Genomic DNA, 12,670 nt, shown 5'->3' with positions numbered 1-12,670 from the left:
AAAACAATAATTGGCAAATATAGCTTGTATGGCTTATCTATTTATTTCTCGCAAAAATGTACACGCAAAATACTATAGAAAAATAATCAAAAAATTGTCGATGGATTGCCAATTACATATCATGGGAGCCCCTAAGCTTTCTGCTGTTAAGTATTTAAAAGATGCGTTTCAAGTTAATTTTACTGATGTAGTTAACTCTCAGCTAAAACGCAAAAGAGCACGTAATGCTATCTGGAATAGTCCTATTATTACTGCTGTTTACAGTGCTGGGTTAGTTTTATTTGAACGATTACGATACGCTAAGTATTTAGCCTTATTAACCGAGACTAATCCTGACTGCATTGTTATTTGGAACGGCAATAAACTTCCAAATACGACCGTTGCTATGGCTGCAAAAGCATTAGGTGTTAAGCAGTTTTATTATGAAAATGGTTTACTACCCGGTACAAGCAGTTTAGACCCTAATGGTATTAACTATAATGCGTCGTTAAGCCGTAACCCTTCTTTTTACCTAAATTTTGACCCACAAAATAAGTTAAACTTTTCTGCGCCGGATTTAATTCCAAGAGCTGATCATAAAAAACGCTGTGAATTTGAGTGCGCCGATGTGCCAGAACGCTATATATTTGCGCCTTTTCAAGTACCTCATGATACTCAATTAGCTAGCTTTTCTCCGTGGATAAACTCTATGGATATGTTTTACGACGAGGTGATTAAAGCAGTCAAAAGCTTAAATGATCCAAGTTTAAAAGTGGTTTTTAAAGAGCATCCGTCATGGCATAAACATTACGCTCATCTTTATGAAAAAGATCCGATTGCAATTTTTGCTAATGGAAATCAAACGAGTGATTTGATTAAGTGCGCTGAAGCCGTATTAACGATTAATTCAACGGTCGGCTTAGAAGCATTACTGCTAAATAAACGAGTTTTAACTCTTGGACAAGCCTGTTACAACATTGAGGGTTTGGTAAAGCATGCAAGCACTGCAGAGCAACTTGCAGCAAATCTGAACGAAGTAATGCAGGGCTGGCAACCAAATACATTATTAAAGGATAAGTTTTTTAGCTTTATTGAACATGTATATTGTATTCCTGGCGTTTGGAAACACACTGAAGATAAACACATTAAAGCGATTGAAGCGCGTTTTACGGGTAATGACGAGTTTGCTAAGTATCATGGTGATAAGGAATCGTAGTGAAAAACCTAATTAGCTGTCAGCAATTACACGAGCAACTTAATAATCCTGCATTAGTGATATTTGATGCAGGTATGCTGCGCCCAGGTGTTTTGGGTACTTATTCGCCGCAAGCAATGCTGCCCAACGCTAAACGTTTTGACATAAAAAACGAGTTGGCCGATAGATCAAATCCCTTACCAAGTACGGTATGCAGCGAGCAGCAGTTTACCCACGTGATGCAAAATGCAGGAGTAAATAACGATTCGTTTATAGTTGTATACGAAGATGGCGGTTTATTTAGCGCGGCAAGGGCGTGGTGGATGTTTAAAGCTATGGGGCATCACAACGTAAAAGTATTCAGTGGTGGCCTTAAAAAGTGGTTAGAGAGTGGTTACGCCACACAGCAAGGTTATAGCAAATCGTTAGGTAAAGGTGATTTTACGGCAAGCTATAATTCTGAGTATTTTATCAATAGCCAACAAGTGGTTGACGCAATTGATGAGCCCAGCACTGTATTGCTAGATGCACGTGCTTATAAGCGTTTTACAGGCGAAGAAAGTGAACCCCGAAAAGGCATGCGTAGCGGGCATATCCCAAATAGTCGCTCGTTACCTTTTATGGATTTACTTAATAAAGGTGAAGCCAAACCACTTACTGAAATTAAAGCGATATTTAATGACGTGGTCGGGGATGCACAGCAGCTACAATTTAGCTGTGGATCAGGTATTACAGCCTGTGTTTTAGCGTTATTTGCTACTGAATGTGGTTACAGTAATTTAAGCGTTTATGATGGCTCGTGGAGTGAGTGGGGTGCAAGTGATTCATTACCCATCGCCACGGGAGAAAAATAGATGTGTTGGATATGTAAAGCTTGCTCACGTTAAAAACGCAGCGCCTCTAAACCTCTTTGTGAATAACAGCATTTAAAAATATTGCTCACAAGGAGAAGTGAAAGAGAAGAAAATGAGAAGGTAAAAACCAATGTTTGCTCGTAGTTGAATACTATTTTTATACAATCACTTACACTAAAAGCGCAGCGCCTCTGAACCTCTTTCTGAATAACGGTACTTAAAAATATTACTCACATGGAGAAGTGAAAGAGAAGAAAATGAGAAGGTAAAAACCAGTGCTTACTCGTATTTGAATACTATTTTTATACAATCACTTACTCTAAAAACGCAGCGTCTCTAAACCTCTTTGTGAATAATTGCATTTAAAAATATTACTCACAAGGAGAAGTGAAAGAGAAGAAAATGAGAAGGTAAAAACCAATGTTTGCTCGTAGTTGTATTAAATAGCTTTTACTTTTTAAAATCATAAGGGCAGTTTTTACAACCATTTTTGCAGCACGAACCACGCTTTAAAAAAAACCACTTACTAAATATCATGTAACCACTTTGCATGGTGTAGTCGAGCCCTTCAATTAAATTGTCGTTACCTCTAAATTGCTTTGCAAAGTCTATTTGGGTTTTAATAGGTTGTGTATAAACACCCTCTAAAAAAGTATTTATTTTATTAAGCGTGCACTTGCGGCATAAACAACTTGTTGCTGTGATATCAAGCGGTAAAATAGCCGGCAGCTGATTGCACCAACATGCTGATATATCGTCTACATTACACGTTAAAGTACTGTGGCATTGAGTGCAGTTAAGTTCAGTCATTATAATTCTTTTTAGTAACAGTGAGCCAAGAATAACAAATATTATGAATACACAAAAAGCATTAGCTGAATTTATTACATTTGGTGAGCAAAGGGACGAAGCTATATCGGTTATCGTTTCAAGCCCTGCTGATAGCAATAAAACTCATTATACTCTCTCAACCGAGGTTTTAATTGATGTGCTTAAACGCTGTTTAAGTAACGAAATAGACTTAGATGATTTAGAGCTTTGGGCAAACGTAATTGAATCGCGAGATGACATTGATTGTGCTGAGCATGAAGGTTTTATTTATGCGCTCAGTAATAGCGAGCAAATGGGAGAGCTTAATCATCAAAAGCTTGCTCAAATAGTTGCGTTAGTAAAAGTTTGATTTGTTTAAAAAGCGAGGTTTAAAACCTCACCTACAAAAAAACCGCACTTCAATTGAATGCGGTTTTTTAAATTGAAGACGATCGTTTTAAGCGATTATTTATGATATCCCAAGCACGTTTCTACTTCGTTTTTAGAACCTAAAATAACGGCTACTCGCTGGTGGATTGCATCAGGCTGAATATCCATAATACGCTCAGTACCGGTCGATGCGATACCGCCAGCTTGCTCTACTAACATAGCCATTGGATTTGCTTCATAAAGTAGGCGTAATTTATTTGGCTTTTTAGGATCTTTGGTGTCTGTAGGGTAAGTAAATAAACCGCCACGGCTAAGTACGCGATGTACATCGCCCACCATTGCTGCAATCCAGCGCATATTAAAGTTTTTAGCGCGCGGGCCTGTATCGCCTGCTAGCAAATCATTGATGTAGTTTTGCATAGCTGGCTGCCAATGGCGTTGGTTAGACGTATTAATGGCAAATTCGTTTGTATCAGCAGGGATTTCGGCAAAATCTTGTGTAAGTAAAAAGCTGCCTTGTGTTTTATCAAGGGTAAACATGCGCGTGCCTTTACCTGTAGTCAGCGCAAGCATTGTTGATGGCCCGTAAAGTACGTAACCTGCAGCAACTTGCTTATGGCCGGGCTGCATAAATATGCTTTGATCAGCAGCGTCAGAGCCTTCAGGCGCTTCCATAATAGAAAATATAGTACCCACAAGTGAGTTAATATCCGTATTTGACGAGCCATCGAGTGGATCAAATGCCACTATAAATTTAGCGTCTGGGTTACCTGCTACTGTGTAGTCTTCTTCTTCAGACGCGATTGCTTTAACCGTACCTGATTCCAGTAAAATATCTTTTAACAGCTGATTAGATAATACATCGAGCTTTTTTTGAGTTTCACCTTGAATATTCTCATCAAGGGTTGAGCCTAATACGCCAGAAAGCGCGCCTTGACCAACGCGAAACGAAATTTCTTTACATGCCGCTAGAACTGTTCGAATTAATGATAAAAGTTCTCTTGAACAACCGTCTTCTAGTAATACTGGAGGGAGTCTACGCATTATATTTTCCTGATAACGTGTTAAAACCAATCATAATGTGAGAGAGATTAGCTTAGAGCGCTGAAATTCGTCTTAAATAACTGTATTGTTTAAATAGCACCCTATAATGGGACCACCTAATCGTACTTAAAACACAAATAACAAAGATAAGATTATGAAAAAAATACCACTACTAAGTTACATATTCTTTACTGTGCTGTGCTCTATCATAACTCAAGCGCACGCAGCAATTAAGTCAATTGATGAATTTACTACGCAAATGAATCATTTTCCGGGCTATTATTCGTTTTTTTACGATACCCAAAACGCAAAAGTATATTTAAAAGTTGATAAGTTTGAACAGCAATTTTTACTGCAGCAAAGCTTGCCTTACGGTATTGGCTCTAACGACATAGGCCTTGATAGAGGTCAGCTTGGTAATACTCACCTTGTGCAGTTTGAGCGTTTTGGCGACAAAGTAATGCTGCGCGCTGTAAATACTTACTATCGTGCTAATACAAGTAACAACGCTGAACAGCAAAGTATTAAAGAAGCGTTTGCATCAAGTATACTTGCTGGTTTTAAAGTAGTCGCAGAAGATAAAGCTACAGCACTTATTGATTACACGCCTTACTTATTAAGTGATGTACACGGCGTAAGCCGGACGCTTGCTGCACGAAAGCAAGGCAACTTTAGCCTTGATGAATCACGCAGCGCCGTTTATATGAATCGCTCAAAAGCATTTGTAAAAAACACCGAGCTTGAAGCTGTACTTACATTTAAGGGCACAAAACCAGGTGAATTTGTTCGCCAAGTAAGTGCCGTCCCTTATGCGCTTACTGTTCATATGCATCATTCACTTATTCAATTACCAGATGATAACTACACGCCCCGTAAGTTTAATCCGCAATCAGGTTTTTGGAGTATAGAACATAAAGATTACGCAGCGCCGCTTGGCGAATCAATGTATGTGCGTTATATACCGCGTCATCGTCTAACTAAAAAGGACTCAAGTTTACCTATTAGTGAACCTGTTAAACCAATTGTTTATTACCTTGATCCTGGCGTTCCAGAGCCCGTTAAAAGCGCTTTGCTTGAAGGTGGGAAATGGTGGAACGACGCATTCACTGCTGCAGGATATAAAAATGCATTTATAGTAAAAGTGCTGCCAAGTAGCGCCGACCCTATGGATATTCGTTACAACGTCATTCAATGGGTACACCGTGCAACGCGTGGTTGGTCATACGGAAGTTCTGTAATTGACCCACGTACAGGTGAAATACTTAAAGGGCACGTAACACTTGGCTCATTGCGTGTTCGCCAAGATATTTTAATAGCCGAAGCACTCGCTGCTCCTTATTTAAAAGGCAATGAAGTTGCTAAAAACTTGCAAGCAATGGCGCTTGATCGTATTCGCCAATTAAGTGCGCATGAAATTGGTCACACGTTAGGTATTGCTCATAACTTTGCGGCATCGGTAGGTGATAGAGCTTCTGTAATGGATTACCCACATCCGCTACTTAGTTTTAATGAACAAGGTAAGCTAGATGTAACGCGCGGGTATGCAACAGGCATGGGCGTATGGGATACCCAAGTAATTAAATATGGCTATAGCGATTTCACTAACCAAGATGAAAGCGCAGAACTCGCTGCTATTTTAAAAGAGAACAAAACTAAAGGCCTTGAGTTTATATCAGATAGCGACGCTCGTGCTAAAGGTGGCGCGCATCCAACAGCTCATTTATGGGATAACGGCACTAATCCTTCTCAGGAGCTTTTACGAGTACTTAACGTGCGTAAAAAAGCGCTTTCGCAGTTTGGTATTAATAATATTAAAACGGGCGATTCATTATCGCAATTAGAGGAAAAACTAGTTCCGCTTTATCTGTTTCACCGTTTTCAGGTTGAGGCTGCGGTTAAGCTTATAGCCGGTGTTGATTACGAATACGAAACACGTGGTGATTCACCCGTAAAAGGCGCACAAGTCGTTAATAAAAAAACACAGCAAGAAGCGGTAAAGGCTATTTTTGCAACGCTTAAGCCAAGTAACTTATTACTTCCTGAATCGGTACTATCGCTAATTCCGCCAAAAGCGTATGGCGAGTCTAAGTCGCGCGAGAGCATAGTTGGGCGCACAGGGTTAACGCTCGATGCAATGGCATTACCCGAGGTTGCAGTGCAGCACAGCTTGTCGCTTTTATTAAATGCACAGCGTTTAAATCGCTTAGCGCAGCAACAAGCGCGTAGTAATGACTTTTATAGTTTAGATGAGTTACTTGAGGAGCTATATGGCCAAGTGTTTAACGCGTCATCACCTAATACGATGACAGGTAAAATAACTCAGCGCGTGCAATTTTTAACTGCAAAAGCCATGGCTGATTTAGTAGCAAGCGATAGTGCAAGCCCTGAAGTGCAGGCGCAGTTACGTTACTACTTAGTTAAGTTGAGTGAAGACTTTAACCAAAACTCAATGCTGAGCCATACAAGTACTGGCGAGAGTGCGTTTAAGCAATATTTAGCTGAGCAAGTAAATCAGTTTTTAATTAAAGGGCAATGGCCAAACAACTTTAAAGTGCTGCCAATCCCACCGGGCTCACCAATTTAGAATAAAAAGTAGAAGCACTTATTTTTAATCAATCATAAAGCAAAACACCGAGTATATTTATACTCGGTGTTATTTTATTCTAAAAACGAATACGTACACTAAGACTTTATTTGCACTAAATCGTAATCAGCCATGCCAGGTACTATTGCCTGTAAGCGAGACTCGGTTACATCGAGTGCATTTAAACATTCACAATACTCAGAAGCCTTAAGCTCTAATTGATGTGCCTTTTTTTGTAGCGACTTATCAATTTCTCTTGAGATAATATCCATGCGTTGCCCCATGTCGTTAATGCGATCTTCTATATTACCTTCACGGGATTTAAACGCATCTCCAAGTGATACCAAAATAGCACCTAACGATCCATGAACAGCAGAGTGAATTTGTTGGCTGATCTCTTTAGTAAAAAAGTCATCTATTTGCGAAAGTGATTGAGGGGCTATAAAAAAGAAGTCATCTCCGCGCTTAAACTTATCCATTAGCGCGCGCTCTACATACTGCAGTTGTGTTTTAAGTACTTCAGGTTCTTTGTCTGACATACCTTCAACTACGTGTTCAATAGCGCTTAAACCTAAGTTAACACCATCGGTAGCAAGGTTTACTAATTCGGGGACTGTGTGGCGAATACCATTACTAAACTGTTCGAGTACTTTGCTTTCGTCATCGCTTAAATCAACCCAATAACCGCGAATAAACAGTTGGTTATTGTTATTAATTTGGACTCGAGTCTGGCCTTTATCTAATATGCGAATTGCATCGTCAGTAATAATTAAACCATGACGTAATTCAACATCGCATTGGGCTTGAGCAAAGACACTAGTGCTTGAGAGCGCCATGGATAACGCCAATATCGAACGAGATAGAAACGCCATAAACACCTCAAAAAGACTAAAATGGAAGTCGAGTAGGTTAACAAAAAAACAACTTTATGCAAGGGAAAATAAACCTATCAACTATCTCACAGAATAGTTGTATAGAGTGCAGCTTGAGTTTTTAGATACGGTTATGTTGGGCAAAATCAACAGTCCAACAAAGGACTTAATATATAGCTAGAGAGGGTAGAATTGGCTCATAGTAAAATAAGAACACGTGGTTTTTAAATGAAGTTTAAAAAGGTACAGTTATTTATATCAATTAAGCTTAATAGCCGACTCTAAATTCACTCTGGAGTCGGCTCAAAAAACTAAATATTTAGTGTGAAACCACTATTAAGCGAATTGCATCAAGTTGTAACTGCGTTTTTTCAATATACGTAGTTAGGTCGTTACGTTGCTTATCGTAGAAGGTAATTTCTTCTTGGCGAATATTCGGATTAATTTGCTTAAGGGCAACAAGTCGTTCTTGCTCTTCACTGAGTGACGTTTGCATTTTAGCAAGTGACGCTGCGCGAATAACTTCAAGTTTTTCTTGTGCCATATCTTTAGCGGTAGTGATCATCGGGTGAACAGCGCTTTGTAGTGCACCGGCAAGTTTACTTGCTGTTTGGCGGCCTACGGCTGATAACTGCTGATTAAAGCCTTCAAATGCCACGTTTTCACCTAGGTTATTACCTGCTTTATCGAGCAATATACGAATTGGTGTAGGCGGTAAAAAGCGACCAACTTGTAATACTTTTGGTGCCATTGCTTCTGCAACAAAAATAAGCTCAACAAAAAAGGTACCAGGCGGTAACTTTTTGTTTTTAAGTAAAGCCACCGATGCGCTACCAAAGTCGTCGTCACAAATCATATCCATGGTGCCTTGCACCATAGGGTGATCCCAGCTGATAAAGTGTACATCTTCTTGCGAAAGTGCCGTATCGCGATCAAAGGTAACCGTCATACCGTCTTCTTTAAGCGATGGGAACGATGCATTTAACATATGTTCCGTTGGCTTTAAGATAATGGTGTTTTCGCCTTTATCTTCTTGGCTTACGCCAAATGTGTCAAACACATTGATCATGTAGCTTGGCAATTCAAACTGGTTATCGAGTTTTTCGATATCAGTCACAAGCGAGTCGGCAGCACCTTGACCCGATGAATGTAGCTCTAGTAAACGATCTCGTCCGCTTTCCATTTTTTTACGCAGTACCGCATTTTGTTGTGCTACTTGCTCAAGTAATGGATCGAGCTCGTCTTCATCGCAGTTATGCGCAGAAATATACTCAAGTAGGTCATCACGGAACTCTTTATAAAGCATTTGCCCCGTTGTTGATGTAGATTCGAATGCATCTAGACCTTCGTTATACCAACGTAGCAGTACTTCTTGAGCGGTGTTTTCAAAATATGGCACATGAATGTTCACATCTTGTGTTTGGCCTATACGGTCTAATCGACCAATACGTTGTTCGAGCAAATCTGGGTTCAGTGGTAAATCAAACAACACTAAGTGATGCGAGAACTGGAAGTTACGACCTTCTGAGCCAATTTCTGAACACAGTAATATTTGTGCATTATCGTACTCGTCTGCAAAAAATGCAGCAGCGCGGTCACGCTCAATAATCGACATGCCTTCGTGAAATACCGACGCTTTAATAGCTTCGCGTTCACGCAGTATTTGCTCAAGGCTGATAGCTGTTTCAGCTTTAGCACATATAAGCAGTACTTTTTCGCGCTTAAGTGTTTTAAGGGTGTCGATTAACCAATCTACACGTGGATCGAATAAACCCCAGCTTGCGCTTTCGCCTTCAAATTCTTGAAATATTTTTTCAGGAAACAAAGCACGGTGTGCACTTAGTTCAGGGTTTTGAATGCCGCCCATGTTACCAAGAACCGACATAGCCGTTTTATACTGTTTTGGCAGTGCCATAGGGTAGGCGTGTAATTTACGGCTTGGGTAGCCGTCAATGCCGCTGCGGCTATTTCTGAATAATATACGACCTGTGCCGTGGCGATCGAGTAGCATGTTAAGTATTTCTTTACGCGCTGGTAAATCACCTTGCTGTGCTTTTTCAAGAATATCAGTAATGTCGGTTTCTTTTAATAACTCAATTAGCGTGGCTTTGGCTGCGTCGTCCAGAGCTTGCTCTTGCAGTAATTGATTTGCCGCTTGCGCTACGTCTTTATAATTTGCTTCTTCTTCTTTAAACACGTCGTAGTCGTAAAAACGATCCGGATCGAGTAATTGTAAACGCGCAAAGTGACTGCTGTGACCAAGTTGATCAGGCGTTGCTGTAAGCAAAATAAGGCCAGGAATATCTTGGCTAAGCTCTGCCATACGTTGGTATTCTGAGCTTGGCTTGCCGTTATTGATGCTTAGATGATGGGCTTCATCTATTACTAAAAGATCCCAATCAGCAAGTGTTGCTTGTTCAAACCAACGTTTTTTCTTGGTTAAAAACTCAAGGCTGGTAAGTACTAGTTGCTCTGTATCAAACACGTTTGGAGAATCTGCAAACGCTTCGTCGCAGCGCTCTTCATCAAAAATAGAAAAACGTAAGTTAAAGCGGCGTAGCATTTCTACTAACCATTGGTGCTGTAAGTTTTCAGGCACCACAATAAGTACGCGGCTCGCACGGCCACTGATAATTTGTTGATGTAGTATCATGCCCGCTTCAATTGTTTTACCAAGGCCTACTTCATCTGATAAAAGTACGCGTGGGGCAAAACGTTTACCCACTTCTTGGGCAATATAAAGCTGGTGCGGAATAAGATTAGCACGCTGACCAATTAAGCCTTTAATAGGCGATTGCTCACGTTCAAATTTATGTAACCACGTTTGGTAGCGAAGTGTGTAGCGATCAAAACGATCTACTTGGCCTGCAAATAAACGATCTTGTGGTTTATTAAACTTAATAAAATGATCTAAAAAGGTCTCTTTTAACTTGGCTGTTTCGCCATTATCAACACGGGTGCCATGATAACAAAGTAACTCGCCTTGTACTTCAATAGACTCTACTTCTAATTCCCATTCTTCAACGCTTTTGATCACATCGCCAGGATTAAATGCCACACGGGTAACAGGTGCTTCTGCACTAGAATAAACACGGTTTTCACCACTGGCAGGAAATAATATGCTGACCTGACGGCCTTCAATGGCAACAACGGTGCCTAATCCTAAATCTGACTCTGTATCACTGATCCAACGCTGACCTAAGGAAAAATTCATGTATGTCTCGTCTATGATGAAAAAGGCGGCTATGTTACCTGTAAGCTAACACCACTGCAAGGCGCTATTTGGCTCACTTTTAATTAATTTTGTAAGTGTTAATTATTACTATTAAAACAGCTTGTTTATGACTCTTTTTTAGGTAAATCAAAACTAATTACAGTTTGTAATAAAACGGACTTTTATGACAAATAGACTAAACTTACATTATGCCTTGGCAATTAAGTATTGCAGGTTTAAGTTTTGCCCGTTTTACTTAGTTATTTTGGTATAGCATAAAAATCATAAAACGTAAGGAAAGTGCTATGGAAAAAGCTTCGAACCTTGAAAGTAAAATGTATGTGCTAGATACCAACGTACTACTTCACGAACCACTCGCTTATTTGTCTTTTCAAGAGCATGACGTTGTAATTCCGATGACGGTGCTTGAAGAGCTTGACCATATAAAAGACAGAAAACACGACGTAAGCCGTGATGCGCGCGTCGCTATTCGTGGATTAGATGAAGTACTTAAAAATGCAACGCCCGAACAAATGCTACAAGGCGTGGCGCTGCCGAGTAACAAAAAGGCAAAAGCGAGCTCTGCCGGTACCCTCATTATTGTAAATGATCATTTATTTGCCGACTCCATTTCTGGTTTACCTGGTAACGAAAACGACCATCGTATTATCAATTGCGCCGTGTACTTACAAAAGCAGCACAGTGATTCAAAAGTAATACTTGTTACAAAAGACATAAACATGCGTTTAAAGGCCAAAGGCGCCGGGCTTAAATATGTTGAGGATTACCGCACCGATCAACTTATTGACGATATAAGCTTGCTCACTAGTGGTTATAAAAAAATTGAAGGGGATTTTTGGGATCATGTAGGGGAGTGTAATACGCAGCAACACGGACGCGATACGTTTCATCATGTGCCTAAAAACTTAATACCTGATGTATTTTGTAATGAATATTTACTTGATGGAGGGGATCAGTTTGCGGCGCGTGTTAAATGCTACGATGACGAGCACATAACGCTCAAAGATATTGGTGTTGAGCGTTTAATGCATCAACAAGCATGGGGCGTTAAGCCCAAAAATATTTATCAAGGGATGGCATTAGATGCACTACTGGATACAAGTATTGAGCTTGTTATTTTAACAGGACCAGCAGGGTGTGGTAAAACCTTGTTAGCACTTGCCAGCGCCCTTGAAATGGTCATCGAAAAAGGTATTTACGATAAAGTAATAGTTACCCGTAATACGCCAGAAATAGCAGAGTCTATAGGCTTTTTACCAGGCACGGAGGAGGAAAAAATGGCGCCATGGCTTGCAGCTATCACTGATACGCTGGAGGTATTGCACAAAGGCGACGAAAATCCAATATCGAGTCGAAATTACATAATGGAGAAGGCTAATGTACAGTTTAAATCGGTTAACTTTATGCGCGGGCGTAGCATTCAAAATGCAGTGGTAATTTTAGATGAGAGCCAAAATTTAACGGCATCTCAGCTTAAAACGATTATTACTCGCTGCGGCGAAGGTACTAAATTAATTTGTACAGGTAACTTGGCGCAAATAGATAGTAACTATTTAACGCCAGTAACATCGGGCTTGACGTACATAGTAGAGCGCTTTAAAAACTTTGAAGGCAGCGCAACAATAAACCTCAACGGTGTTGTGCGTAGTCGCTTAGCGTCGTTTGCAGAAGAAAATTTATAACTTGCGCTTAACAAATTGGCTCGAT

The 12,670-nt window shown here is 40.1% G+C and carries 9 protein-coding genes; 5 read left to right on the top strand and 4 right to left on the bottom strand.

Annotation, left to right across the window (positions count from 1 at the left end; all coding sequences use genetic code 11):
* Positions 1–100: 100 nt before the first annotated feature.
* Positions 101–1,195 carry a capsular biosynthesis protein gene (locus tag H5087_RS05410; protein WP_259397742.1) on the top strand — a complete coding sequence of 365 codons (1,095 nt, stop codon included), beginning with the start codon at positions 101–103 and terminating at the stop codon, positions 1,193–1,195.
* A complete protein-coding gene (locus H5087_RS05405) occupies positions 1,195–2,028 on the top strand; it encodes a sulfurtransferase (RefSeq protein ID WP_182671403.1) in 834 nt (277 codons plus the stop codon). Before H5087_RS05410 ends, H5087_RS05405 begins: the two co-directional genes overlap by 1 nt.
* Positions 2,029–2,478: 450 nt before the next feature.
* On the opposite strand, the gene H5087_RS05400 is transcribed toward H5087_RS05405, so the two are convergent.
* Positions 2,479–2,838, bottom strand: a complete 360-nt coding sequence (locus H5087_RS05400; protein WP_182671402.1) for a DUF5522 domain-containing protein — start codon at positions 2,836–2,838, stop codon at positions 2,479–2,481.
* A gap of 43 nt (positions 2,839–2,881) precedes the next feature.
* On the opposite strand from H5087_RS05400, the gene H5087_RS05395 reads away from it, so the two are divergent.
* Positions 2,882–3,208, top strand: coding sequence for a hypothetical protein (locus H5087_RS05395; protein WP_039488300.1), 327 nt, complete (start codon positions 2,882–2,884; stop codon positions 3,206–3,208).
* Between the two features lie 95 nt (positions 3,209–3,303).
* Here H5087_RS05395 and H5087_RS05390 read toward each other — a convergent pair whose 3' ends face one another.
* Positions 3,304–4,272, bottom strand: coding sequence for a class 1 fructose-bisphosphatase (locus tag H5087_RS05390; protein WP_154903726.1), 969 nt, complete (start codon positions 4,270–4,272; stop codon positions 3,304–3,306).
* Between the two features lie 154 nt (positions 4,273–4,426).
* Here H5087_RS05390 and H5087_RS05385 point away from each other — a divergent pair, with 154 nt between their 5' ends.
* Complete coding sequence (locus tag H5087_RS05385) at positions 4,427–6,856, top strand: zinc-dependent metalloprotease (protein ID WP_182671401.1); 2,430 nt, start codon at positions 4,427–4,429, stop codon at positions 6,854–6,856.
* A 98-nt stretch (positions 6,857–6,954) separates the two neighbouring features.
* Here the strand turns inward: H5087_RS05385 and H5087_RS05380 are convergent, their stop codons facing one another.
* Positions 6,955–7,728, bottom strand: coding sequence for a YggN family protein (locus H5087_RS05380; protein ID WP_024595182.1), 774 nt, complete (start codon positions 7,726–7,728; stop codon positions 6,955–6,957).
* A gap of 319 nt (positions 7,729–8,047) precedes the next feature.
* Positions 8,048–10,942 carry an RNA polymerase-associated protein RapA gene (gene rapA / locus H5087_RS05375; RefSeq protein WP_024595181.1) on the bottom strand — a complete coding sequence of 965 codons (2,895 nt, stop codon included), beginning with the start codon at positions 10,940–10,942 and terminating at the stop codon, positions 8,048–8,050.
* Between the two features lie 305 nt (positions 10,943–11,247).
* Between rapA and H5087_RS05370 the strand changes: the two genes are divergently transcribed.
* The gene (locus H5087_RS05370; RefSeq protein ID WP_182671400.1) at positions 11,248–12,645 is read left to right on the top strand and encodes a PhoH family protein; all 1,398 of its coding nucleotides are present in this window, start codon (positions 11,248–11,250) and stop codon (positions 12,643–12,645) included.
* Positions 12,646–12,670 lie beyond the last annotated feature (25 nt).

The organism is Pseudoalteromonas sp. SR43-7 (genome assembly GCF_014163785.1).
Lineage (GTDB): Bacteria > Pseudomonadota > Gammaproteobacteria > Enterobacterales > Alteromonadaceae > Pseudoalteromonas > Pseudoalteromonas distincta.
This window is presented reverse-complemented; position numbering and strand designations above follow the sequence as displayed.

Coding starts and splice junctions, on each gene's coding strand:
- H5087_RS05390 (WP_154903726.1), bottom strand. CDS start 4,272: ATGCGTAGACTCCCTCCAGTATTACTAGAAGACGGTTGTTCAAGAGAA.
- H5087_RS05370 (WP_182671400.1), top strand. CDS start 11,248: ATGGAAAAAGCTTCGAACCTTGAAAGTAAAATGTATGTGCTAGATACC.
- H5087_RS05400 (WP_182671402.1), bottom strand. CDS start 2,838: ATGACTGAACTTAACTGCACTCAATGCCACAGTACTTTAACGTGTAAT.
- rapA (WP_024595181.1), bottom strand. CDS start 10,942: ATGAATTTTTCCTTAGGTCAGCGTTGGATCAGTGATACAGAGTCAGAT.
- H5087_RS05385 (WP_182671401.1), top strand. CDS start 4,427: ATGAAAAAAATACCACTACTAAGTTACATATTCTTTACTGTGCTGTGC.
- H5087_RS05395 (WP_039488300.1), top strand. CDS start 2,882: ATGAATACACAAAAAGCATTAGCTGAATTTATTACATTTGGTGAGCAA.
- H5087_RS05410 (WP_259397742.1), top strand. CDS start 101: ATGGATTGCCAATTACATATCATGGGAGCCCCTAAGCTTTCTGCTGTT.
- H5087_RS05380 (WP_024595182.1), bottom strand. CDS start 7,728: ATGGCGTTTCTATCTCGTTCGATATTGGCGTTATCCATGGCGCTCTCA.